A 21,405-nucleotide genomic window follows, 5' to 3' on the forward strand; every position below is an offset into this window, starting at 1 on the left:
CGGAGCGCCCATGAAGCAGTTGTACGAGGATCTCTGGGTTTCAACCCCGGAGTTTCCGGCCAGTGAGCATGAGCCGGAACTGATGATGCATGGATTTTTGCTGCAGCATACGCGGGGAAACTTACTGATTTCCCGCGTCGAGAATCTGAACGACCATCAGGCGATTGAAGATTTGGGCGGGATTATCCGCCATTATCTGACCCATTCCCATGAAGCCGGGCCGGGTGCCCGTTTACTGCAAACGCGCTTTAACGCGGCCTTGTATTGTCATAACAAGGCGCTGGGCGCGATCAGCCCGTATGTCGAAGCTGACGACACCTTCAATCAGGCTGAGCTGCACTGTGGCAGCTTTCACGTGGTTCCCACGCCGGGCCATACGCCGGGCAGCACCAGCTATCTGTATGCCTCACCCTTTGGCAAAACCTATCTGTTTGTTGGCGACACCATCACCATGTCACACGATCGCTGGGTGACGGTGTTGGTGCCGGAAAGCAACGAAGCGGATTTGAAAAAGTCGATTGAGTTCTATCGGGCGCTGAGGCCCGACGTGGTGTTGATGGGCACCACCGCCGGACATCTGTCCTGGCAGGAAGTGACGATGCGCGAATGGCTGGCGTTGCTGGATGAGGCGGAGAGTTCGCCGCTGGATCTGCGCCAGCGGCTGCCTGACTAGCCGGCGATCAGGAGGCGACGTTGCCGGACGAATCGGTACGTTGCAGATCGACCGCGCTGTTTTCACGCTCGCTACTGCGGCTACAGGGCACCAGCTTTTGTACGCCGCTGTAGGAGAAGAAGGTGTCATCGTCTGAGGTGTTCACCACCATCTGATCGCCATTGCGGAACAGCACGATCGACACCTTTACCCCGTTATCCGTTTTGGAACGCTGATTACCCGCCGCAATCTGGAAATTATCGCCCGGCCACATAAGGGTGGTCAGGCCGTATTGCGCCTGGGTGACGGTCATCGTGGGGCGGCCTGGGCAGGTAATCTGAAATTCGGTGTTGAGTGGCGGCGTGTCGTTGTTAGCCTGTGCAGCAAAGGTGGCACAGACGAGCAAACATCCAGTGGCGATAGTGCGGAACATGGGCAGCGGTCTCCGGGCGATTCTCTCTGATTTCATTGACTATATGTCAGAAAGCCTACCACAGGACGCTACCCACGTTTGCCTTAAGTGTTACTAAATCCCCGGCAGAGATTAATTATTCAGCGAGTTCATCTCTTTGATCTGATCCTGATTCACCGCCTGCTGCTTACCATTTTCATCGGTATACATCACCATGCCGGTGGCTTTATCGACTTCAGGTTTCCCCTGGACCACCACGGTGCTGCCATCCTTCATCTGCAGAACATGGTCGCTGGAACAGCCTGCCAGCAGCAATCCGCCAGCGAGTAAGGTCAGTGCACAAGCTAATTTTTTCATTTTAGGTTTCCTTCATTGGATTCAACACTGTGCAGTGTAGCCTGGTGATTTTCGTTAATTTGATGAATGTTGCGGAGATTTCCGTTTGCTTAACAGATTGGCGGCGGAAGGCCATTTTTCAGTTTATTCCTGGAGGGCAAATTTTCATTGAAGGTTGCGGACATTAACTGTATTTTTATCCAGCATTTATAACCAGGATAACCCCATGTTTGTAGAACTGACTTACGATAAGCGCAACGTTGCCGGATTGCCCAATGCGCAGGAACTGATTCTGAACGAGCTGGAGAAGCGTATTCAGCGCGTTTTCCCGGCTGCCGAAGTGAAGGTAAAACCGATGCAGGCTAATGGCGTGAAAACCGATGCCAGTAAAAGTGACAAGTCGGTGATGCTGCGGATCATTGAAGAGATGTTCGATGAAGCCGATCAGTGGCTGGTGTCAGAAGAATTTTAAACGACGGTGGGCATTTTTCACACTGTGCGCGTCCACCGCTAAAGTTTTCACCCGCTGAGCCGAAGATGTTCCCAGGGCATAACGAATGGGAATGCGATGATGGCAGTACTTTATATTCCGTCACTGGTCAGTTTACTGGTGAACGCTGAAAAGCAAAAAGGCAGTGGGTTGACGCAGCAGGAAGTGGAACAAATTCGTGATAATGCCACCTGCATTTCCGTGCCGGACAACCTTGTCCGGGGGATGGATCCGTCACGAGGATACCGTGATATCGATCCTGCAAGATGCTGGGAGGCGTGGCGTGACTCTCGCTCTGCGGGTCTGGCACAGACGGCATAATACGCAGTCGCCGGACTATTTCGCCCGTTGAGCAATTTCCGCATACAACAATTCGTAGACTTTCGCGGCATGGGCCGCACTGTCGCGCAGCATTTGAATGGCATCTTCCAGCGTCTGCGGTTCGATATTGCCAACAATACGCCAGCCCAAAGCGATGTTTTTCGCTTCTTCCAGTCGGTTGGGGTTATCTTCGATTGAAGCAGCTTCTGACACAGAATTCTCCTGATTTGCGTTTTGGCCCTATTTTACGGATCAACACTCCGCCATCTCAACCCCCGATTTCTACCGGAGTGTAAAAATGTCCGTTTTTTACGCTTATTTGACCAAAAAGGCGTTTTATCCGCCTAAATCAGAAAAAATCACGGCAAAAAACAGATTAATCCTGGTAATGAAACAGCACTATTTCACCCTTTGCCACTGACTACCAGCCCTTTCGCAGGAAAAGTTCGCTTAAAATCCTCAGACGAAAAAAAACCGCCCTCAGCAGGCGGTTTTCGTTAGCAAGCTACTATTCAGCTGAAGTAAGGGAATTTACGATCTATCCCGTTAACGTTAAGGGTGATATACCCCACCGGGGCCGCGCTGACCGGGGATGCTGCCTCCGTTGTCGCTAAGGTCACGACCCCATTTTCATTGGCGCCGATGCCCGCCAGGCCGTTGTGGAAACTTAAGCGCGCGTTGGGCGTGACGGTGCCGACGGTGGTCAGATCGGTAACCTCCGACAGATCCGGTGTAAATAAGGAACACTCCCCGGCTTCAAACCGCGTTGGCCCGGTCGATCGCACGTTAAACATGGTGTCGCCACTGCCCGCTTTCAGCTTCACCCAGACCTCGACGATATTCTGATAGCTGCGCGCATACTTGACGTCAACCACCGCCGTGGTGCCGCGATGGAACATATCGGCCCACACTGAGCTGACGCAGCGCTGCAGATTCAGGTAGGTGACGCCCGAGGAGATGGTTTGCAGCGGGCTGGCCGCGGTGCCGGAAGGATTGGCCGTCGACTGTTTGCTGACCATCTCCAGCGTCCACTGCTGATTGGCTTTCGGGAAGACAAATTTGCCGATGCGATACCATTTATCGGTGTCCGATGTGTTACTGAGCTTATAGCCGCTGTACCAGCCGGCTTTCATCGATCCGGTCATGGTGGTGCCAAAGTTTTCATCACGACGCCAGCCGCTCTCATAGCCTGACAGCCAGCGATCGGAGGTATTGTCCAGATTGACCGTCGCACCGGCCTGCAGGCTGAGCTGACGCAGCAGCACCCGGCTGTTATTCAGCAGCAGCGGATTGGCGCAATCCTCGAGGCTCAGGGCATCGATAATCCACTGGCCGTTGCTTAAATCACCGGGGAAGCGGGTATGTTCAACCCAGACGTTGCGGATCAGCCCCTGGGTTAATCGCGGCATCTTCAGCGTGGCATCGCCATAACCGTACTGGAAGTTGGCATTCGACAGCTCAATGGCGGTCGAGTGATCCCAGACGCCGTTTGGCGAGTTTGACCAGCTGATGTCAAAGACCCGGGCATAGGTATTTTGCGAATAAATTTGATCGAATCGCGTGTCGAGGGTATCCAGCAGTTTCACCGCCGTGCCGCCGTTATACTGCACGCGGAAGCAGCGGATATTAACGAACTCCCCTTCGATGGTGGTGTTCTCAAAGAACGGCTGCACGTTGGACAGCATGTCCGCGGTGATCGCCCCGGTATTGCTGGCCGTATCCGCCGTGGCCTGGCCGTTCCAGCTGATGCCGCGAATGATGGTCCGGCGGGCATTCACCTTGAACACCGTGTTGATCGATTTGTCCGAGATAATCACCGTTCTCGGCGTGACGCCATACGGCGCGTCGTCACCGTACAAAGCGAAACACGGGATTTCGCTGGCGCTGAGGTCGACAGGCGAGATTAAAAACTTACCTGCCGGGAAACGCACGCCAATATCTTTTGCATTAACATCATAGCCTTGCGACCAGCTAAACATCCGCTTAAAGGCGTCAGTATCGTCGGTGACGCCGTCACCTTTCGCGCCAAAATGGTACAAATTCACCTGTTCGGTGTCATTAATGATGCGCTTCCAGTAGAAGGTGCTGCCCTTCGCCATCGTGCCGCCGTCATCACTCAGCGTGGTGGTGCCGAGGAAGCCGACAAAGTCGCCGCCGCCATGAAAACTGGAATCCTTGTCGTAGTAGCGTTTGAGTGCCGCAATATCACCGGCTTTCGTTGGCGCAGTGGTTCGCAAATCAGCAAAGCAGTTTACTTCGATCATAAAGACCTCCGGATGGATGGTTACGTACAGTGAGATGCCCGTGACGGGCAGGATGGAGATGGAGATGGGACGTTACGTTGCAGGGTATTAGAGTGATGGCGGCCAGGCCGCCTGGAGATAAAAGCGATTCAGTGCCGGTAACGCTATTTTGTTACCAGCTTCTTGGCCAGCGCAACGATTTCGGCGTACTCATCGATGTTGTGCCCGACCGAGCTCAGCAACTCGCCGACTTTTTCCAGCACCACGTCATTGGTGATTACCGTGACCTGGCGAGTTTGGGTATTGCTGCTTAACGGGCCGTTGCTCTCTTCGGGGATCGTGGTGGTATCAGTCATGATAATGTCCTCATTTTGCTTCGGGGTGCGGAGGCCGGACAGCAAACGCCATCCCGCCCCCAGTAGTTGCAGACGATTCATGTGTGTTCTCCGCAATCGAGTTTCTCTCGTTCAGTCGCTAACGGCCGCTGGCGGACAAACTGCGCCATCACCGCCATCGCCACCATAAATGCCCCAATCATGCCGAGGTAGTTGGGGGGAATAACGCTTTTGGCATCGGGCGGTAACAGCTGCCAGGCGCGCATCGCGGAATCAGGAAAGGATTGCACCCAGGCGCTGATCACCGATCCGGCTGAAGCCAGCCACACCGACCAGGTTTTGAACAGCAGCCTGGCGTGATGCACAAACTCAACCGAGCTGTACTTGCGGATCGTTAACAGCAGCAGAATGGTCATCAGGATGGCGCAGAGATAGAGGGCGAATTTCATAGCAACCCCCGATAGCAGTCGTAGGTGCCGCTGCGCATCACCGCAGCATGACGTTTCGCCCGGGCCGGCGTCTGCCTGGCCCAGAGGCTGTTCAGCATGCCGTCCGCCGCAGAGGAAAAGTCGCCGCGTGACATAGCTTTCAGGCTCTCTTTGAATCCCGACAGCCCTTCCACCCCCATTTGATAGGCCATGCTGTAAAGGATGTCGGCCCGCGCCTCATTGCACTGGCGAAGCGCATCGGCAAGCAGTGGGCGCTGCTTTAGCTCAAAAATTTTGCTCTCGACCAACATCTGCATCCACAGCTCACCGACCGGCGCCGGCACTTTGAAGATATAGCTGGTCAGGGCCGCGCCTTTTGGACCGATTTTGATCCCTGCGGCCACGGTGGGATAGCCCAGGGTGTCTATAAAGGGAACGTCGCGATACCCTTCTTCATACTTTAGGATGGAAATTATCTGACTCATGGTAAATACTCCTCTTGACGCAAAAAATGAGTATCAGACAGCAAGGCTGGCTGAAAAATGCGTAGGAATCATTTTTCACCTGTGGAAAAATGTTCGACAGGCAGGTTAAATGCGAGGTTTACAGGCACCTGTATCGGCGCGGCCAGATTGTGTAAAGAGCGTAACGGCTTCAGATGTTGCGTGGAGACGTTATTTAATGCGTTATACGCATATTAGTAGGCAGTATTTTATTGCGCAAGGCGATTTGTGTAAAACGCATAAAAAAGGTGTGAACGCTTAATGAAACCCGGAGAAAGAATCAGACAGCTTCGCAAAGCGAAGAAGATGACGCTAAACGCGTTAGCAATGCAGGTAGGAAGTGATGTCGGGAACCTGTCCAGACTGGAACGCGGGGTGCAGGGATACAGCGATGCGTTGCTACAAAAATTGGCGGATGCACTCGCAGTGCCGATTTCTGCGCTATTCTCATCAGGAGAGCTGAAGAATACTGGTGATTTATACAGTGTATCTTCGTTAACCGAAATGGGGAGAGATGATGTGTATCGTGTTGACGTCCTTGATGTTTCTGCCAGTGCGGGTGAAGGTTCACCGGCCAGAGAAGTGGTTCAGGTCATTAGATCTATTGAATATGTGCGGAAGGAAGCCAGCGTTATTTTTGGTAATAAACCTGAGGCCATTGTTAAATTGATAAACGTCCGGGGCGACAGCATGGAAGGAACCATTGAACCTGGCGATCTGATTTTTGTCGACGTCAGCGTCCCCTTCTTCGATGGTGATGGGATTTACGTTTTTGATTTCAATGGCGATATGTTCGTAAAACGCCTGCAAAAAGTGAAGTCAGAACTGTATGTCATTTCCGATAACCCCCGCTATAAAGAGTGGACGATTTCCGCTGAGGAGATGGCGATGCTGCATGTGGCCGGCCGGGTAATGCTCAGCCAGTCGCAACAGTTCCGCCGCCATGGCTAAGTCTCTGTGCAACCCGCTTCCGGCGGGTTTTGTTTCCTTCCCCGCTATTTAATGCGTTTGACGCATATAAAAACCCCTTCTAAGGTTAGTTTACCGATACTCTCCTTAACGAGGTGCACTGATGAACTCACGACAACGCCGGGCCCTACGCTATCGCGAGGCCTGCAAAAAACTGGATCGCCAGCTCACTCAAGCCCTGACCGGCAGTAACCGCCGGATTGATAAAGCCCTGGCGTTGCCGCCAGGGGTGAAAGAGTGACGGTTAACCTATTTCTGTGGTCGCAGCACGGCAAAAATCAGCGCCACATTGCCTTTCGCCCGAAAGACGGCTGCGGCAAAAATCAGGTTAACCATCACCGACGCCCAGCTGGCATGGGCGTAAGCATCAAAGAAATAGCGGAAAGGAATCGAGGCGTAGGACAGCACAATTAAGTAAGCCAGCCACGATGCCCACCATTGGTGGTGGGCGCCCGGTTTGCGAAACATCATGAGCCGCAGCGCAATGGCGGTGGCGGTGACGACGTTGGTGAGTACCAGAGGATCATTTGTTACCATGGAAACCTCCTTTAAGGCGTGCCAGCCAGCTGACCGGATCATGCTCACTGAATAAGGTTAAGGTTTTGATTGCCACGGCGGAAAGTAATATGGCTCCCAGCCCATCCAGCGGACGGTCGGTATAGCCCGATAACTGTTCCAGCTTGGCACCTGCCAGCCCTGAGCCAAACACCCCCACAATCCACGAGACAAGGAAATAGGCTGCACGCACAATCAGTCTGAGATCGACGGCGCTGGCAACATAGTAAACAGCCCCCGCAAAGGCACCGAATAACACCCCATAATTGATGCCGGCCATCGGACCGGACAACAATGAACCTGCTGAAGATGCCGCGCCTGCGCTAACGGCGAGTAAGTTCCCGACCATAATGCCCCCTTTTGCTACAGCGTCTTCTCAAGGATTTGAGCAACAAAAAACCCCGGCCGGGGCCAGGGTTCCAAAAATTCGTTTGTCTGCGCTGTTGCTGCTGATAGTAATACCTTAGATCGCTTAATGCGTACGCGTGAGCACTTTAATTCATTATTTTTTGGCGCTGATTATGCCGTTGTTTTCCCTCAACTCCGGCGAATTCACCGCACGCGATGCGACAACTTCAAGGCTATGAACTAGCCTTTAACAGCCCGACCTGCCACAGGTAATGTTATTCCCAATCAATCAGTTAATTGTATGAGGAGTGAAATAATGTCATCAGGTAGCTATCTAAAACTCAAAGATGGGACAAGCCTTTACTATAAAGACTGGGGCAAAGGCCAGCCGATAGTGTTCAGCCACGGCTGGCCTTTGTCCGGGGATGCGTTTGAAGATCAGATGTTTTTCCTGGCTTCCCACGGTTATCGGGTGATCGCCCATGACCGTAGGGGACACGGCCGCTCTTCCCAACCCTGGGACGGCAACAATATGGACCAATACGCTGACGATTTGGCTGAACTGACCGCCGCGCTGGATTTACAGGATGCGGTGCATATCGGCCACTCTACCGGCGGCGGCGAAGTGGCGCGCTACATTGGCCGTCACGGCATCTCACGCGTGGCAAAAGCGGCACTGATTGGTGCGGTGCCGCCGATTATGGTCAAGACCGATTTTAATCCGGACGGTTTACCCAAAACGGTGTTTGACGGGATCCGCGAGGGTTTGCTGAAGGATCGATCCTCACTGTTTAAGGACTTCCCTACCGCCTTTTATGGTTTTAACCGCGACTCTGCGCAGTCCTCTCAGGGATTGCGCGACAGCTTCTGGCTACAGGGAATGCAGGGATCGCTTAAATCGTTATATGACTGTGTGGCGGCCTTCTCCGAAACGGATCAACGGGAAGACCTGAAGAAGATGACCATCCCAACGCTGGTGCTATACGGCGACGACGATCAGATTGTGCCGCCGAAATCGTCCAGTGAAGCGGCCATCAAGCTTTTGCCAAATCCAACGGTAAAAGTCTATCCGGGTGCGCCGCACGGATTGTGCAGTACCCATAAAGATCAGGTGAATGAGGATTTGCTCAACTTTATTAAAAGCTGATCGCGCCTGCGGGGCGGGATGCCCCCTTTTTGCTGTGCAGATCGCGGCGATAGACTTCACCCCCTGCCTTCTGCTAGTTTTTAAACCATGCACCCTGATTCCTCTACCACCCAGATGATGATTATTACACCCGTAATTCCGGTGGGATAACGTTCGTCTTTCAGTCGACACCCGCCAGATAAGGCGGGCGCCTTGTCTGGTTTCATACAGCGAGGTTAAAAATGTCTACCGGTTCCCTTCCAAACGCTTCCTCTCCCACCCTGCATTTGCTGTGCGGGAAAATTGCTTCCGGCAAATCGACTCTGGCGAGTCAACTGGCTGAGGCGCCCGCTACGCTACTCATTTCTGAAGATCGCTGGCTGGCGGCGTTGTACCGCGATGAAATGAACAGCGTGGCAGATTATGTCCGCTGTTCGGCTAAGCTGCGTGCGGCGATGACACCCAATCTGATCGCGCTGCTGGAATCGGGCCTTTCCGTGGTGCTGGATTTCCCGGCCAATACGCTGTCGCTACGCAAATGGATGCGGGAAATTGCCGATTCAGCCTCTGTACTACCGCAACTGCATTACCTCGATGTCGCTGACAGCCGCTGTAAGGCCCGTCTGCAGGCCAGAAACGCCGGCGGAAACCATAACTTTGCCGCAACCGACGCGCAGTTCGAGCTGATTAGCCGCTACTTTGAAGCGCCGCAGGCTGAAGAAGGGTTTGAGGTGATAGTGCATTCGTCTGAAGATGAAGGAGAAGAGTAATGGCCGTCAGACTCGCTGCTGTAGAAGAGGTTGAAGAGTTGTGGAATATACGTAATCAAGCACTGCGCGCCGGATGTAAGGGTGTCTATTCTGCCGAAGCATTACGGGCCTGGACACCAGAACAGATGCCAGAAGGATATCGTCAGGCGGTGCTCAACAACCCCTTCTTTGTCATTGATGATCCTACGAAGAGCTTCCCCGTGGCGACCGGCTTTCTGGACCTGGCAGAAAACAGCATCGAAGCCATCTTCACCCTGCCGGCGTATTGGGGAAAAGGTTATGCAGCGGAGATCGTCACCGCCTTAAAGCAGGAGGCAATAAAGCGTGGCATCAGGAAATTGACGCTCTCTTCCACACCAAACGCCCTGAGCTTCTATCAAAAACAGGGATTCACATTAGTTAAAGAAACCGTCTATCACTCGGCCAGCGCGGGCGCTCTGCCCTGCATTGATATGGTGATCAACATATGATGCCTTTAGGGAAATATCGTCAGTTTGACCTTAATGAACCCTTTGTGGCGACGCTGGGAGGATTTACCCCGCTCCTTTCTGTGGACGAAAAAAAAGGAGCCCTAAGGCTCCTCTTATCGCAGCAAACACACTTACATGTGTTTGATCATTGCGTCACCAAACTCTGAAGATTTCAGCAGCTTAGCGCCATCCATCAGACGCTCAAAGTCATAGGTCACGGTTTTGGCAGCGATTGCGCCTTCCATGCCTTTAACGATCAGGTCTGCGGCTTCGAACCATTCCATGTGACGCAGCATCATTTCTGCGGACAGGATCACTGAACCTGGGTTCACTTTATCCTGACCAGCGTACTTAGGTGCGGTGCCGTGGGTCGCTTCGAACAGTGCACACTCGTCACCGATGTTTGCACCAGGCGCAATACCGATACCGCCAACCTGCGCCGCCAGGGCGTCGGAGATGTAGTCACCGTTCAGGTTCATACAGGCAATAACGTCATACTCAGCCGGACGCAGCAGGATCTGCTGCAGGAACGCATCGGCGATCACGTCTTTTACAACGATCTCTTTACCAGTGTTCGGGTTCTTGATCTTCATCCACGGGCCGCCGTCGATCAGCTCACCGCCAAACTCTTCCTTCACCAGCTGATAGCCCCAATCCTTGAAGGCACCTTCGGTGAACTTCATGATGTTGCCTTTGTGAACCAGCGTCAGCGAGTCACGATCGTTGGTGATTGCGTACTCGATGGCAGCGCGAACAAGGCGTTTGGTGCCTTCTTCTGAACACGGCTTAACGCCGATACCGCACTGCTCTGGGAAGCGAATTTTCTTCACGCCCATTTCATCACGCAGGAACTTGATCACTTTATCCGCTTCTGCAGAACCGGCTTTCCACTCGATACCCGCATAGATATCTTCGGAGTTCTCACGGAAGATGACCATATCGGTCTCTTCTGGACGCTTAACCGGGCTTGGTGTGCCGGTGTAATAACGCACCGGACGCAGGCAGATGTAGAGATCAAGCTGCTGGCGCAGAGCCACGTTCAGGGAACGAATACCGCCGCCGACTGGGGTGGTCAGTGGGCCTTTGATCGCCACGCGGTACTCTTTGATCAGGTCCAGCGTCTCTTCTGGCAACCAAACATCCGGTCCGTAGAGCTCTACCGATTTTTCACCGGTGTAAATTTCCATCCAGGAAATTTTACGCTCACCGTTATAAGCTTTCTGCACAGCGGCATCGACAACTTTGATCATCACTGGAGAAACGTCCACACCAATACCGTCACCTTCAATGAAAGGGATGATAGGGTTGTTTGGTACGTTCAGTTTTCCATTCGCCAGGGTGATTTTCTGACCTTCCGCCGGAACAACTACTTTGCTTTCCATTAACCTCTCCTTCGAGCGCTTTTTTTGTTAATGATTTGTAAGATGCGCGTCAATACTACTTGAATATTCACGTCGCGCCAATCATCTCCGGATTGCGGTATAATGCGCTCATGGTTTTAAAGTGCAAAGCATATGCGAAAATCTTCCGTTAAGAATCACCGCGTTAAACGATTCAGCCCGTCCTCTAGCGCCCGTCAGGTCGATAAAGGTCCACGCCGTGTCATTATTTTTAACAAACCTTTTGATGTGCTGCCCCAGTTCAGCGATGAAGCGGGACGAAGTACGTTGAAGGATTTTATCCCGGTGGCCGGTGTTTACGCCGCAGGACGCCTGGACCGCGACAGCGAAGGGCTGATGGTGCTGACCAACGACGGCGCGCTGCAGGCCACGCTGACTCAGCCCGGAAAACGCACCGGGAAAATTTACTATGTTCAGGTGGAAGGCATCCCCGATATCAGCCATATTCAGGCGCTGCGGGATGGCGTTAATCTGAAAGATGGCCCGACCCTGCCCGCCGGCGCAGAGTTAGTGGCCGAACCGGAGTGGTTATGGCCGCGTAATCCACCGATCCGCGAGCGAAAAGCCATTCCCACCAGTTGGTTAAAGATCACCTTATACGAAGGGCGTAATCGCCAGGTCAGAAGGATGACCGCGCAGATTGGCTTCCCTACCCTGCGCTTGATTCGTTTTGCGATGGGCACGCAGCTGCTGCAGGATTTACCGCCGGGCGAATGGCGAGACGTCACCGCCGAATTTCCTCTTTGAGCCACTTAAGCCATTACCAGCAAGGAGTCAGCCATGTTCAAACCCCACGTCACCGTGGCCACCGTTGTGCAAGCCGAAGGGCAATTTTTAGTGGTGGAAGAGATGGTAAGAGGACGCGCGACCTGGAATCAGCCTGCCGGTCATCTGGAAGCTAACGAAACCCTGCTGCAGGCCGCGGTGCGCGAGCTGTATGAAGAGACGGGGCTGGAAGGCGTTCCGCAGGCGTTTTTACGCCTGCATCAATGGATCGCGCCGGATAATACGCCGTTTTTACGCTTTCTGTTCTCGCTGGATTTACCGAACGTGCTGCCGACTTACCCGCAGGATCGCGATATCGATCGCTGCTGGTGGCTGCCACCGGACGAGATCCTCAACGCGAAAAAGCTCCGTTCTCCGCTGGTTGCGGAAAGTATCCGGATTTATCAGCAAGGGCCGCGCTATCCACTGGAGGTGCTAAGCGCGTTTCAGTGGCCATTTAGCGAGGATGCGCCCGCGGCAGACGCGTGGTAGAATATGCCGCAATTTTACAGGGCAGCCTTTAACTGCCACTAAAGTCGGGTATTTCTCATGTCTCTAAGCCAGAAAAAAGTGATCGTCGGTATGTCCGGCGGTGTTGACTCCTCGGTTTCCGCCTGGTTACTGCAACAGCAGGGCTATCAAGTTGAAGGCCTGTTTATGAAAAACTGGGAAGAGGACGACGGTGAGGAATACTGTACCGCCGCGGAAGATTTGGCCGATGCGCAGGCGGTCTGCGACAAATTAGGTATCTACCTGCATACGGTAAACTTTGCTGCCGAATACTGGGATAACGTCTTTGAGCACTTCCTGGAAGAGTACAAAGCCGGACGCACGCCTAACCCGGATATTCTTTGCAACAAAGAGATCAAATTCAAAGCCTTCCTCGAGTTTGCCGCCGAAGATTTGGGCGCCGACTTTATCGCCACCGGTCACTATGTTCGTCGCCAGGATGTCGATGGCAAAAGCCGTCTGCTGCGCGGCCTGGACGACAACAAAGACCAGAGCTACTTCCTCTACACCCTTGGCCACGAGCAGATCGCGCAGAGCCTGTTCCCGGTGGGCGAACTGGCTAAACCGGAAGTGCGCCGCATTGCCGAAGAGCTTGAGCTGATCACCGCTAAGAAGAAAGATTCGACCGGCATCTGCTTTATCGGCGAGCGCAAATTCCGTGACTTTCTGGGCCGCTACTTACCGGCTCAGCCAGGTCCGATTTTAAATGCCGAAGGAGAAGTGGTCGGTGAACATCAGGGCCTGATGTACCATACGTTGGGTCAGCGTAAAGGTTTGGGTATTGGCGGCACCAAAGCCGGCAGCGAAGAACCCTGGTACGTGGTCGATAAAGATGTCGCCAATAACATCCTGGTGGTGGCACAGGGCCATGAACATCCGCGCCTGATGTCTGTTGGCCTGGTGGCACAACAGCTGCACTGGGTGGACCGCGAAATCCTCACGGCGCCGTTGCGTTGCACGGTCAAAACCCGTTACCGCCAGGCCGATATTCCTTGCACCGTGACGCCATTAGGCGAAGATCGGATTGAAGTCCGCTTCGACGAGCCGGTTGCCGCTGTCACACCGGGCCAGTCTGCGGTGTTTTACCTTGATGAAATCTGCCTGGGTGGTGGGATTATCGAAGCACGCATGCCGCTGCTTTAAGCGCACGCTGCCCCTGAGAATGATATCAGCATACTGGCGTAACCCCTGAACAAGGGGATTTACAGGAGTTACCGTGGCGAAGAATTATTACGATATTACGCTGGCCCTCGCGGGCATCTGCCAGTCTGCTCATCTGGTCCAGCAACTGGCGCATCAGGGCCATTGTCCGGCAGAGCCGCTGAAAACCTCGCTGCAAAGCGTGGTCGATCTTAACCCGGCCTCCACGCTGGCGATTTATGGTAATGATGAAGCGAATCTGCGCTTCGGTCTTGAGTCGCTGCTGGCGGTGTTAAACAGCAGCAGCCGCCACGGTGCCGGTGCCGAACTGACCCGCTATACGCTGAGTATGATGGTGCTGGAGCGTAAGCTCAGCGCCAATAAAACCGCGCTGAACGACCTTTCTCAGCGCGTCAGCCAGTTAGATCGGCAGCTGGCGCACTATGATTTAGATTCCGACACGCTGCTGAGCGCCATGGCGGCCATTTATGTCGATGTGATTAGCCCGCTCGGTCCACGCATTCAGGTTACCGGCTCGCCCGCCGTGTTGCAGAATGCGCAGATCCAGAGCAAAGTCCGCGCCACCCTGCTTGCCGGCATCCGTTCTGCGGTACTCTGGCACCAGGTCGGCGGCGGTCGCCTGCAGTTAATGTTTTCACGCAATCGCCTCGCCGCTGAGGCGAAGCAAATGCTGTCCCGTATGCCCGAGTCTTCACTCTAATTTGTTAACCGATCCAGGAGTTGCACTGATGGAATTATCCTCTCTGACTGCCGTCTCACCCGTTGATGGCCGTTATGGCGACAAAATCACCCCGTTACGTGGCATTTTCAGCGAATTTGGCCTGCTGAAATTCCGCGTGGAAGTGGAAGTTCGCTGGTTACAGAAACTGGCCGCCTGCGCAGAGATCAAGGAAGTTCCTGCATTTGATGCCGACGCAAACGCTTTCCTCGATGCGATTGTCAGCAATTTTAGCGTGGAAGATGCAGCGCGCATCAAAACCATCGAACGCACCACCAACCATGATGTGAAAGCGGTTGAGTACTTCCTGAAAGAGAAGGTGGAGCCAAACGCCGCGCTGCATGCGGTTTCTGAGTTCATCCACTTCGCCTGTACCTCGGAAGACATCAACAACCTGTCTCACGCACTGATGCTGGAAACCGCACGCCGCGAAGTGATTGTGCCTTACTGGACCCAGATCATCACCGCCGTGAAAGACCTGGCCGTGCAGTACCGCGATATTCCTCTGCTTTCCCGTACCCACGGTCAGCCGGCCACGCCGTCTACGCTGGGTAAAGAGATGGCGAACGTGGCCTACCGTTTCGAGCGTCAGCTTCGTCAGCTGGAACGCATTGAAATGCTGGGTAAAATCAACGGCGCTGTCGGTAACTATAATGCGCACATTGTCGCTTACCCGGAAGTGGACTGGCATGAACTGAGCGAAAGCTTTGTCACCGGCCTGGGCATCACCTGGAATCCGTACACCACGCAGATCGAGCCGCACGACTATATTGCCGAGCTGTTTGACTGCATGGCGCGCTTCAACACCATCCTGATCGACTTCGATCGTGATGTCTGGGGTTATATCGCCCTGAACCATTTCAAGCAGAAAACCATCGCTGGCGAAATCGGTTCTTCCACCATGCCGCATAAAGTTAACCCGATTGACTTCGAAAACTCAGAAGGCAACTTGGGTCTGGCCAATGCCATGATGCAGCACCTGGCAAGCAAACTGCCGGTTTCACGCTGGCAGCGCGACCTGACTGACTCCACCGTGCTGCGTAACCTCGGCGTGGGTGTCGGCTATGCGGTGATCGCTTATCAGTCGACGCTGAAAGGCATCTCTAAGCTGGAAGTGAATCGTGACCGTCTGCTGGACGAGCTGGATCACAACTGGGAAGTGCTGGCCGAGCCAATTCAGACCGTGATGCGCCGCTATGGCATTGAAAAGCCGTATGAAAAGCTGAAAGAGCTGACCCGTGGCAAGCGTGTGGATGCCGCCGGAATGAAAGCGTTTATTGACAGCCTGGCGCTGCCGGAAGAAGAGAAAACCCGCCTGAAACTGATGACCCCGGCTAACTACATTGGCCGTGCGATTCAGATGGTCGACGACCTGAAGTAATACTGCCTCGCGGGCCGGCGCTAGTCGGCCCGCGTTAACCTGCTGTTTATCTGCTTTCACCTATACTCTGCAAAGACTTATAACAAGGCTCTGGGGCCGTAACACTGTCAGACAGAAAGGATAAATTATGCGCGTACTGGTTGTGGAAGATAATCAACTGCTTCGTCACCATCTCGCCGTACAGTTGCGGGATATGGGCCATCAGGTTGATGCCGCTGAAGATGCGAAAGAAGCCGACTATTTCCTCAACGAACACACGCCTGATATCACTCTGGTTGACTTAGGCCTGCCCGATGAAGATGGCATGGCGCTGATACGCCGCTGGCGCAGCGAAGATGTTAAGCAACCGATTCTGGTGCTGACCGCGCGTGAAGGCTGGCAGGCAAAGGTAGAAGCGCTGGAAGCCGGTGCCGATGATTACGTCACCAAACCTTTCCATATTGAAGAAGTGGTTGCCCGCATGCAGGCGCTGATGCGCCGTAACAGCGGTCTGGCCTCACAAATTATTTCGTTAGCGCCCTTCCAGGTCGACCTCTCACGCCGTGAGCTGACCATTAACGACACCCAAATCAAGCTGACCGCGTTTGAATACACCATCATCGAAACGCTGATCCGCAATGCAGGCAAAGTGGTCAGCAAAGATTCGCTGATGCTGCAGCTCTATCCGGATGCTGAACTGCGTGAAAGCCATACCATCGATGTCCTGATGGGCCGTCTGCGCAAGAAAATGCAGGCTGAACATCCGCTGGATGTGATCACCACCGTGCGCGGTCAGGGCTACAGGTTCGATTTGTAAACAGATGCCAGATTTCCGCCCAAAAACGCCCTTCTCGCTCCGCGCCCGCTTCCTGGTGGCTACTGCTGCCGTGGTGCTGATCCTGTCACTTTCCTACGGGATGGTGGCGGTGGTCGGCTACGTAATGAGCTTCGATAAGAACACCTACCGGGTGATGCGCGGTGAAAGTAACCTGTTCTTCACCCTTGCGCAGTGGCAGGACGGTAAATTAACCATCGCCCAGCCAGAGCGGGTTTCGTTGAATTTCCCGACGCTGGTGTATATCTATAACGAGAAAGGCAAGCTGCTGTGGCAACTGCGCGACGTGCCGGAAATCCGCAATAAGATTAAGCGCGAATGGCTGAAAAGTTCGGATTTCTACGAGATCGATACCGACAACAGCACCAGTCGTGAAGCGTTGGGAAATAATACCGAAGCGCAGAATAAACTGACCGCTTACGACGACGATAATAACGACACCTTCACCCACTCGGTGGCGGTTAACCGTTACGATGCCACGCCGAACCTGCCTGCGCTGACCATTGTGGTGGTCGATACCATTCCGCAGGAGTTGCAGCATTCAGACGTGGTCTGGTCATGGTTCAGTTATGTGCTGTTGGTGAACCTGCTGCTGGTGATCCCCCTGTTATGGCTGGCCGCGCACTGGAGTCTGCGCCCGATCGGCACGCTGGCGGCGCAGGTTCGCGAGCTGGAAGGTGGCACGCGCGACACGCTGGATCCCCGCCCGCCTCAGGAATTGAAAAGCCTGGTGCGCAACCTCAACCTGCTGTTGGATAACGAGCGTCAGCGTTACACCCGCTATCGCACCACGCTCAGTGATTTAACTCACAGTCTGAAAACCCCGTTGGCGGTGCTGCAAACCACCCTGCGCTCGCTGCGTGGCGGTCAGAATCTGTCGATTGAGCAGGCCGAGCCGATTATGCTTGAGCAGATCAGTCGTATTTCACAACAGATTGGTTATTACCTGCACCGCGCCAGTATGCAGGCCGATCACAACGTGCTGAAGCGCGAACTGCATTCGGTTCCGGCGCTGCTGGACAGCCTGTGCTCGGCGCTGAATAAGGTTTATCAGCGTAAAGGCGTAGTGCTTACCTTGGATATCTCCCCTGAACTGACCTTTGTTGGCGAACATAACGATTTGATGGAAGTGATGGGCAACGTGCTGGATAACGCCTGCAAATATTGCCTGGAATTTGTCGAAATCAGCGTGCGTCAGACCGACGAAGAGCTGCATCTTATCGTTGAGGATGACGGTCCAGGCATCCCTGAAAGCAAACGGGACATGATCTTTATCCGCGGACAGCGAGCCGACACCCTGCGTCCAGGCCAGGGTCTGGGTTTAGCGGTAGCGAGAGATATTCTTGAGCAGTATGCCGGTGACATTGTCGCCTCCACCAGCGAGTTGGGTGGCGCGCGGATGGAAGTGATATTCCGGCGTCAGGAAGTCTTACACACCGACGAATAGTGACGACCGCCGCTTCCCTGAGCAGTGCCGAGCAAATGGGTTACCCCGACCCCGCCCGGCACTGTTATAATCGATTAAATTCAGCGTTTCAGGAACTCCCTTCATGGATTATCAACTCGATCTCAACTGCGCAGATTTTATTCAGCGTTACTGGCAGAAACGTCCGGTAGTGCTTAAGCGTGGCTTTAAAAATTTCGTTGACCCAATCTCCCCGGACGAACTGGCCGGGCTGGCGATGGAAAACGAAGTCGACAGCCGTCTGGTCAGCCATCAGGACGGAAAATGGCAGGTCAGCCACGGCCCGTTTGAGAGTTTTGATCACCTTGGTGAGAACAACTGGTCGTTGCTGGTGCAGGCGGTGGATCACTGGCACGAGCCTTCAGCCGCGCTGATGCGCCCGTTCAGTTTCCTGCCTGACTGGCGTACCGACGATCTGATGATCTCCTTCTCGGTCCCTGGCGGCGGTGTGGGTCCCCACTTCGATCAGTACGACGTGTTTATTATTCAGGGCACCGGCCGCCGTCGCTGGCGCGTGGGCGATAAGGTGCCGTTAAAGCAGCATTGCCCGCACCCTGACCTGCTGCAGGTTGAGCCATTCGACGCGATCATTGATGAAGAAATGGAGCCCGGCGACATTCTGTATATTCCGCCAGGATTCCCGCATGAAGGCTACTCGCTGGAAAACGCCATCAACTACTCTGTTGGCTTCCGTGCGCCGAGCGGACGTGAACTGATCAGCGGCTTCGCTGACTATGCTATCGCCCGAGAGTTGGGCAGCCACCGCTTCAGCGATCCGGATGTGCCGGCACGTGAACACAAAGCTGAGATCCTGCCCGAAGAACTGGAAGGCATCCGCGCGATGATGATCGACGTGATCAACCAGCCGGAGCAATTCAACCAGTGGTTCGGTGAGTTTATTTCGCAATCGCGCCATGAGCTGGATGTGGCACCGCCAGAACCGCCGTATCAGCCAGATGAGATTTACGATGCGCTGCAACAGGGTGATAAGTTATCCCGCCTTGGCGGTCTGCGCGTGCTGACCATCGGCTCTGCGGTGTTTGTGAACGGCGAGCAGATGGAATCTCCTCATCATGCAGCCCTGACCGCCATTGCTAACCTGCATCAGCTTGGCGCAGAGGACCTGGCCGAAGCGCTGGACGATCCGTCGTTCCTCGCCCAGCTGGCGGCGCTGGTCAACAGCGGTTACTGGTATTTCAGCGACGAAGAATAGTAGACAGCCCAGAATCTCAGGGCGTCTCAAAGACAAAAAGGCCGATCTCGCATCGGCCTTTTTTATTTTTATTTCGCTTTTTCTGCCGTTAGCGCCGCGATGCGCATAATGACCGTCACCGCTTTTTCCATATTATCCAGCGAGGCAAACTCGTGCTTGCCGTGATAGTTATAGCCGCCGGTAAACAGGTTCGGGCACGGTAATCCCATAAAGGATAACGCCGCGCCATCGGTGCCGCCGCGGATCGGCTTCACGTCCGGTTCGATATCGCACTCGCGCATCGCCTGCAGCGCCAGTTCGACAATATGTGGATGGGCCTCAACCTTCTCGCGCATATTGAAGTAGCTATCATCAATTTGAACGTCTATGCGGCAACCCGCCTGCAGATTTTTGCTTTGCGTTGCCGCAAGATCCCTTATCAACTGCTTACGTGCGGTGAAGCTTTCAAAATCAAAATCACGGATGATGTAGTGCAGCTCGGCTTTATCCACGCTGCCCTTGATGTTGTGCAGATGGTAAAAACCTTCATAGCCCGACGTGTGTTCCGGCACTTCTTTTTCCGGCATCGCCGCATGGAAGCGCATCGCCAAATCCAGCGCATTCACCATCACGTTTTTAGCGGTGCCGGGATGAACGTTATTGCCGGTAATTTTTACCGTGGCGGAAGCCGCGTTAAAGTTCTCAAATTCGAACTCGCCCATTCCGCCGCCATCCACGGTGTAACCCCATTCCGCGCCAAAGGCCGCTACATCAAAACAGCTGGTGCCTTTACCGATCTCTTCGTCTGGCGTAAAGGCCACGCGGATTTTACCGTGCGGAATATTCCCGGCTTTCAGCCGCGCCAGCGCCGTCATAATTTCGGCAACGCCGGCTTTGTCATCAGCGCCTAACAGGGTTTTACCGTCGGTGGTGATCAGCGTATGGCCAATCAGGCTGTGCAATACCGGGAACATCACGGGCGACAGAATTTCATCGCCGATGCCGAGGGCAATATCGCCGCCGCGATAATTTTCGACGATTTGCGGATTAACGTGTTTCGCGGTGAAGTCCGGCGAGGTGTCCATATGCGAAATAAAGCCAATCGTCGGCACGTCCCAGTCGACATTCGCGGGGAGCGTCGCCATCACAATGCCGTGATCGCTGAGCGTAATGTCGCTGAGCCCCAGGCTTGTCAGCTCCGCCTGCAGCACACGCGCCAGCTGCCACTGTCCTTCGGTGCTCGGCACCTGACGTGCGGCGCCTTTCGATTGCGTGTCATAAGAAACATAGTTTAAGAAGCGATCGAGTAAGTTATTCATCTGCCGTCCCTCTGAATGCGAATGCGTAGTATGTGAAACCTCACCCATCAGAATATTGCTCCAGGTCACTACTGCAGCAAGTTACCCGGCTGTTGTTGCCTTCTGACGGTATTTTAGTGGGTTTTGGGATAGTGGATCAGGCTTTGGAAGTGAACCACCCGATCGGTTTCATTGCGATAGCTGTGCGGACAGTCGGCCTGGAAGCGTAACCCTTCCCCGGTCTGCAAACTGTGCCAGCGATCGTTAACCTGCAGCGCTAGCCTGCCGCTGAGCACGATCACATGTTCAATCACCCCGTGGTCATGGGCCGAAGAGTCGCTGGACGCGCCCGCCGCCAGCTCGACGGCCAACATATCAAATCCCAACTGCGGATCGAAAGGAAACACCGGTGTGACCTGCATATTGCCGCTGTGTTGCTGCCAGCTGGCAATGGAGCCACTGCGTTGCACCTCTGCTGAAGATGGCGGCGTGGTGGCGGTGATAAAAAGTGAAAAAGGGACGTTAAAGCCGGTGGCGATTTTCCACAGCGTGGCCACTGTCGGGCTGGATTCGCCGCGCTCTATCTGCCCGAGCATGGCTTTACTGACGCCAGTCTGCTCCGCCGCCATCGTCAGGCTCCATTCGCGCGACGTTCGCAGTGATTTCAACGTGTGTCCAAGGTCGGGTTCCATCATTCCTCCAGTCAGTCCGGGGCTCAGTATAGCGCTTGTACGTTATAACGC

The 21,405-nt window shown here is 54.2% G+C and carries 28 protein-coding genes; 16 read left to right on the forward strand and 12 right to left on the reverse strand.

Annotated elements, in window-relative coordinates; genetic code table 11:
- The first annotated feature begins 10 nt into the window (after positions 1 to 10).
- Positions 11 to 673, forward strand: a complete 663-nt coding sequence (locus ACXKZG_RS13740) for an MBL fold metallo-hydrolase (protein WP_013201735.1) — start codon at positions 11 to 13, stop codon at positions 671 to 673.
- Between the two features lie 7 nt (positions 674 to 680).
- Here ACXKZG_RS13740 and ACXKZG_RS13745 read toward each other — a convergent pair whose 3' ends face one another.
- On the reverse strand, positions 681 to 1,085 hold the full coding sequence (locus ACXKZG_RS13745) for a hypothetical protein (protein WP_041691970.1): 405 nt from the start codon (positions 1,083 to 1,085) through the stop codon (positions 681 to 683).
- A 111-nt stretch (positions 1,086 to 1,196) separates the two neighbouring features.
- Positions 1,197 to 1,421: a YgdI/YgdR family lipoprotein gene (locus tag ACXKZG_RS13750; RefSeq protein ID WP_013201733.1), complete on the reverse strand. Its 225-nt coding sequence runs from the start codon at positions 1,419 to 1,421 to the stop codon at positions 1,197 to 1,199.
- A gap of 205 nt (positions 1,422 to 1,626) precedes the next feature.
- Between ACXKZG_RS13750 and ACXKZG_RS13755 the strand changes: the two genes are divergently transcribed.
- Positions 1,627 to 1,872, forward strand: coding sequence for a DinI-like family protein (locus ACXKZG_RS13755; RefSeq protein WP_013201731.1), 246 nt, complete (start codon positions 1,627 to 1,629; stop codon positions 1,870 to 1,872).
- Positions 1,873 to 1,968: 96 nt separating this feature from the next.
- Complete coding sequence (locus ACXKZG_RS13760; protein ID WP_245174121.1) at positions 1,969 to 2,211, forward strand: hypothetical protein; 243 nt, start codon at positions 1,969 to 1,971, stop codon at positions 2,209 to 2,211.
- Positions 2,212 to 2,226: 15 nt separating this feature from the next.
- Here the strand turns inward: ACXKZG_RS13760 and ACXKZG_RS13765 are convergent, their stop codons facing one another.
- From ACXKZG_RS13765 to ACXKZG_RS13785, 5 genes are all read right to left on the reverse strand, one after another.
- Positions 2,227 to 2,424: a hypothetical protein gene (locus tag ACXKZG_RS13765; RefSeq protein WP_013201729.1), complete on the reverse strand. Its 198-nt coding sequence runs from the start codon at positions 2,422 to 2,424 to the stop codon at positions 2,227 to 2,229.
- A 299-nt stretch (positions 2,425 to 2,723) separates the two neighbouring features.
- Positions 2,724 to 4,475, reverse strand: a complete 1,752-nt coding sequence (locus tag ACXKZG_RS13770) for a glycosyl hydrolase family 28-related protein (RefSeq protein WP_488875034.1) — start codon at positions 4,473 to 4,475, stop codon at positions 2,724 to 2,726.
- A gap of 143 nt (positions 4,476 to 4,618) precedes the next feature.
- Complete coding sequence (locus ACXKZG_RS13775; RefSeq protein WP_041691969.1) at positions 4,619 to 4,891, reverse strand: hypothetical protein; 273 nt, start codon at positions 4,889 to 4,891, stop codon at positions 4,619 to 4,621.
- On the reverse strand, positions 4,888 to 5,238 hold the full coding sequence (locus tag ACXKZG_RS13780; protein ID WP_013201726.1) for a DUF7940 domain-containing protein: 351 nt from the start codon (positions 5,236 to 5,238) through the stop codon (positions 4,888 to 4,890). Before ACXKZG_RS13780 ends, ACXKZG_RS13775 begins: the two co-directional genes overlap by 4 nt.
- A complete protein-coding gene (locus ACXKZG_RS13785; RefSeq protein WP_488875035.1) occupies positions 5,235 to 5,702 on the reverse strand; it encodes a lysozyme in 468 nt (155 codons plus the stop codon). The genes ACXKZG_RS13780 and ACXKZG_RS13785 overlap by 4 nt, the downstream gene beginning before the upstream one ends.
- A gap of 279 nt (positions 5,703 to 5,981) precedes the next feature.
- On the opposite strand from ACXKZG_RS13785, the gene ACXKZG_RS13790 reads away from it, so the two are divergent.
- Positions 5,982 to 6,671 carry an XRE family transcriptional regulator gene (locus ACXKZG_RS13790; protein ID WP_013201724.1) on the forward strand — a complete coding sequence of 230 codons (690 nt, stop codon included), beginning with the start codon at positions 5,982 to 5,984 and terminating at the stop codon, positions 6,669 to 6,671.
- Between the two features lie 121 nt (positions 6,672 to 6,792).
- Positions 6,793 to 6,930, forward strand: coding sequence for a hypothetical protein (locus ACXKZG_RS13795; protein ID WP_206403132.1), 138 nt, complete (start codon positions 6,793 to 6,795; stop codon positions 6,928 to 6,930).
- A gap of 8 nt (positions 6,931 to 6,938) precedes the next feature.
- Here the strand turns inward: ACXKZG_RS13795 and ACXKZG_RS13800 are convergent, their stop codons facing one another.
- Positions 6,939 to 7,226 (reverse strand): phage holin family protein, encoded by a 288-nt coding sequence (locus ACXKZG_RS13800; protein ID WP_013201723.1) that lies wholly within the window; start codon positions 7,224 to 7,226, stop codon positions 6,939 to 6,941.
- Positions 7,213 to 7,524, reverse strand: coding sequence for a putative holin (locus ACXKZG_RS13805; RefSeq protein ID WP_488876269.1), 312 nt, complete (start codon positions 7,522 to 7,524; stop codon positions 7,213 to 7,215). Before ACXKZG_RS13805 ends, ACXKZG_RS13800 begins: the two co-directional genes overlap by 14 nt.
- Before the next feature lie 384 nt (positions 7,525 to 7,908).
- Here ACXKZG_RS13805 and ACXKZG_RS13810 point away from each other — a divergent pair, with 384 nt between their 5' ends.
- From ACXKZG_RS13810 to ACXKZG_RS13820, 3 genes are all read left to right on the forward strand, one after another.
- Positions 7,909 to 8,739: an alpha/beta fold hydrolase gene (locus ACXKZG_RS13810; protein WP_053145469.1), complete on the forward strand. Its 831-nt coding sequence runs from the start codon at positions 7,909 to 7,911 to the stop codon at positions 8,737 to 8,739.
- A 221-nt stretch (positions 8,740 to 8,960) separates the two neighbouring features.
- On the forward strand, positions 8,961 to 9,488 hold the full coding sequence (locus tag ACXKZG_RS13815; RefSeq protein ID WP_488875036.1) for a P-loop nucleotide/nucleoside kinase family protein: 528 nt from the start codon (positions 8,961 to 8,963) through the stop codon (positions 9,486 to 9,488).
- Positions 9,488 to 9,958, forward strand: coding sequence for a GNAT family N-acetyltransferase (locus tag ACXKZG_RS13820; protein ID WP_488875037.1), 471 nt, complete (start codon positions 9,488 to 9,490; stop codon positions 9,956 to 9,958). The genes ACXKZG_RS13815 and ACXKZG_RS13820 overlap by 1 nt, the downstream gene beginning before the upstream one ends.
- Positions 9,959 to 10,089: 131 nt before the next feature.
- On the opposite strand, the gene icd is transcribed toward ACXKZG_RS13820, so the two are convergent.
- Positions 10,090 to 11,340 carry an NADP-dependent isocitrate dehydrogenase gene (gene icd / locus ACXKZG_RS13825; RefSeq protein WP_013201718.1) on the reverse strand — a complete coding sequence of 417 codons (1,251 nt, stop codon included), beginning with the start codon at positions 11,338 to 11,340 and terminating at the stop codon, positions 10,090 to 10,092.
- 132 nt (positions 11,341 to 11,472) lie between these two features.
- Here icd and rluE point away from each other — a divergent pair, with 132 nt between their 5' ends.
- The 8 genes from rluE to ACXKZG_RS13865 all read left to right on the forward strand — a co-directional run bounded on the left by rluE (position 11,473) and on the right by ACXKZG_RS13865 (position 19,385).
- Positions 11,473 to 12,105 carry a 23S rRNA pseudouridine(2457) synthase RluE gene (gene rluE / locus ACXKZG_RS13830; RefSeq protein WP_134823903.1) on the forward strand — a complete coding sequence of 211 codons (633 nt, stop codon included), beginning with the start codon at positions 11,473 to 11,475 and terminating at the stop codon, positions 12,103 to 12,105.
- A 33-nt stretch (positions 12,106 to 12,138) separates the two neighbouring features.
- On the forward strand, positions 12,139 to 12,615 hold the full coding sequence (locus ACXKZG_RS13835) for an NUDIX domain-containing protein (RefSeq protein ID WP_346598382.1): 477 nt from the start codon (positions 12,139 to 12,141) through the stop codon (positions 12,613 to 12,615).
- Positions 12,616 to 12,672: 57 nt separating this feature from the next.
- On the forward strand, positions 12,673 to 13,776 hold the full coding sequence (mnmA, locus tag ACXKZG_RS13840) for a tRNA 2-thiouridine(34) synthase MnmA (RefSeq protein WP_206403124.1): 1,104 nt from the start codon (positions 12,673 to 12,675) through the stop codon (positions 13,774 to 13,776).
- Between the two features lie 73 nt (positions 13,777 to 13,849).
- On the forward strand, positions 13,850 to 14,494 hold the full coding sequence (hflD, locus tag ACXKZG_RS13845; RefSeq protein ID WP_013201714.1) for a high frequency lysogenization protein HflD: 645 nt from the start codon (positions 13,850 to 13,852) through the stop codon (positions 14,492 to 14,494).
- Positions 14,495 to 14,522: 28 nt separating this feature from the next.
- Entirely contained in the window at positions 14,523 to 15,893 is a 1,371-nt protein-coding gene (purB, locus tag ACXKZG_RS13850; protein ID WP_013201713.1) for an adenylosuccinate lyase, read from the forward strand.
- A gap of 127 nt (positions 15,894 to 16,020) precedes the next feature.
- Positions 16,021 to 16,689, forward strand: coding sequence for a two-component system response regulator PhoP (phoP, locus tag ACXKZG_RS13855; RefSeq protein WP_013201712.1), 669 nt, complete (start codon positions 16,021 to 16,023; stop codon positions 16,687 to 16,689).
- A 4-nt stretch (positions 16,690 to 16,693) separates the two neighbouring features.
- A complete protein-coding gene (gene phoQ, locus ACXKZG_RS13860; protein WP_013201711.1) occupies positions 16,694 to 18,154 on the forward strand; it encodes a two-component system sensor histidine kinase PhoQ in 1,461 nt (486 codons plus the stop codon).
- A 103-nt stretch (positions 18,155 to 18,257) separates the two neighbouring features.
- Positions 18,258 to 19,385 carry a ribosomal protein uL16 3-hydroxylase gene (locus ACXKZG_RS13865; RefSeq protein WP_013201710.1) on the forward strand — a complete coding sequence of 376 codons (1,128 nt, stop codon included), beginning with the start codon at positions 18,258 to 18,260 and terminating at the stop codon, positions 19,383 to 19,385.
- A 68-nt stretch (positions 19,386 to 19,453) separates the two neighbouring features.
- Here the strand turns inward: ACXKZG_RS13865 and pepT are convergent, their stop codons facing one another.
- Both pepT and ACXKZG_RS13875 read right to left on the reverse strand, forming a co-directional pair.
- Positions 19,454 to 20,683: a peptidase T gene (gene pepT, locus ACXKZG_RS13870; RefSeq protein WP_105759237.1), complete on the reverse strand. Its 1,230-nt coding sequence runs from the start codon at positions 20,681 to 20,683 to the stop codon at positions 19,454 to 19,456.
- A gap of 113 nt (positions 20,684 to 20,796) precedes the next feature.
- Positions 20,797 to 21,354: a helix-turn-helix domain-containing protein gene (locus ACXKZG_RS13875; protein WP_134824884.1), complete on the reverse strand. Its 558-nt coding sequence runs from the start codon at positions 21,352 to 21,354 to the stop codon at positions 20,797 to 20,799.
- Between the last annotated feature and the right edge of the window lie 51 nt (positions 21,355 to 21,405).

The organism is Erwinia sp. 2186 (assembly GCF_057812255.1).

Bases quoted from the DNA above. Each gene is read 5' to 3' on its own strand.
- icd (WP_013201718.1), bottom strand. From the start codon at position 11,340: ATGGAAAGCAAAGTAGTTGTTCCGGCGGAAGGTCAGAAAATCACCCTG.
- ACXKZG_RS13775 (WP_041691969.1), bottom strand. From the start codon at position 4,891: ATGAATCGTCTGCAACTACTGGGGGCGGGATGGCGTTTGCTGTCCGGC.
- phoQ (WP_013201711.1), top strand. From the start codon at position 16,694: ATGCCAGATTTCCGCCCAAAAACGCCCTTCTCGCTCCGCGCCCGCTTC.
- rluE (WP_134823903.1), top strand. From the start codon at position 11,473: ATGCGAAAATCTTCCGTTAAGAATCACCGCGTTAAACGATTCAGCCCG.
- ACXKZG_RS13835 (WP_346598382.1), top strand. From the start codon at position 12,139: ATGTTCAAACCCCACGTCACCGTGGCCACCGTTGTGCAAGCCGAAGGG.
- ACXKZG_RS13820 (WP_488875037.1), top strand. From the start codon at position 9,488: ATGGCCGTCAGACTCGCTGCTGTAGAAGAGGTTGAAGAGTTGTGGAAT.
- ACXKZG_RS13790 (WP_013201724.1), top strand. From the start codon at position 5,982: ATGAAACCCGGAGAAAGAATCAGACAGCTTCGCAAAGCGAAGAAGATG.
- ACXKZG_RS13865 (WP_013201710.1), top strand. From the start codon at position 18,258: ATGGATTATCAACTCGATCTCAACTGCGCAGATTTTATTCAGCGTTAC.
- ACXKZG_RS13760 (WP_245174121.1), top strand. From the start codon at position 1,969: ATGATGGCAGTACTTTATATTCCGTCACTGGTCAGTTTACTGGTGAAC.
- ACXKZG_RS13785 (WP_488875035.1), bottom strand. From the start codon at position 5,702: ATGAGTCAGATAATTTCCATCCTAAAGTATGAAGAAGGGTATCGCGAC.
- ACXKZG_RS13795 (WP_206403132.1), top strand. From the start codon at position 6,793: ATGAACTCACGACAACGCCGGGCCCTACGCTATCGCGAGGCCTGCAAA.
- ACXKZG_RS13740 (WP_013201735.1), top strand. From the start codon at position 11: ATGAAGCAGTTGTACGAGGATCTCTGGGTTTCAACCCCGGAGTTTCCG.
- ACXKZG_RS13815 (WP_488875036.1), top strand. From the start codon at position 8,961: ATGTCTACCGGTTCCCTTCCAAACGCTTCCTCTCCCACCCTGCATTTG.
- ACXKZG_RS13800 (WP_013201723.1), bottom strand. From the start codon at position 7,226: ATGGTAACAAATGATCCTCTGGTACTCACCAACGTCGTCACCGCCACC.
- ACXKZG_RS13745 (WP_041691970.1), bottom strand. From the start codon at position 1,085: ATGTTCCGCACTATCGCCACTGGATGTTTGCTCGTCTGTGCCACCTTT.
- ACXKZG_RS13810 (WP_053145469.1), top strand. From the start codon at position 7,909: ATGTCATCAGGTAGCTATCTAAAACTCAAAGATGGGACAAGCCTTTAC.
- ACXKZG_RS13755 (WP_013201731.1), top strand. From the start codon at position 1,627: ATGTTTGTAGAACTGACTTACGATAAGCGCAACGTTGCCGGATTGCCC.
- phoP (WP_013201712.1), top strand. From the start codon at position 16,021: ATGCGCGTACTGGTTGTGGAAGATAATCAACTGCTTCGTCACCATCTC.
- ACXKZG_RS13875 (WP_134824884.1), bottom strand. From the start codon at position 21,354: ATGGAACCCGACCTTGGACACACGTTGAAATCACTGCGAACGTCGCGC.
- purB (WP_013201713.1), top strand. From the start codon at position 14,523: ATGGAATTATCCTCTCTGACTGCCGTCTCACCCGTTGATGGCCGTTAT.
- mnmA (WP_206403124.1), top strand. From the start codon at position 12,673: ATGTCTCTAAGCCAGAAAAAAGTGATCGTCGGTATGTCCGGCGGTGTT.
- ACXKZG_RS13770 (WP_488875034.1), bottom strand. From the start codon at position 4,475: ATGATCGAAGTAAACTGCTTTGCTGATTTGCGAACCACTGCGCCAACG.
- pepT (WP_105759237.1), bottom strand. From the start codon at position 20,683: ATGAATAACTTACTCGATCGCTTCTTAAACTATGTTTCTTATGACACG.
- ACXKZG_RS13805 (WP_488876269.1), bottom strand. From the start codon at position 7,524: ATGGCCGGCATCAATTATGGGGTGTTATTCGGTGCCTTTGCGGGGGCT.
- ACXKZG_RS13780 (WP_013201726.1), bottom strand. From the start codon at position 5,238: ATGAAATTCGCCCTCTATCTCTGCGCCATCCTGATGACCATTCTGCTG.
- ACXKZG_RS13750 (WP_013201733.1), bottom strand. From the start codon at position 1,421: ATGAAAAAATTAGCTTGTGCACTGACCTTACTCGCTGGCGGATTGCTG.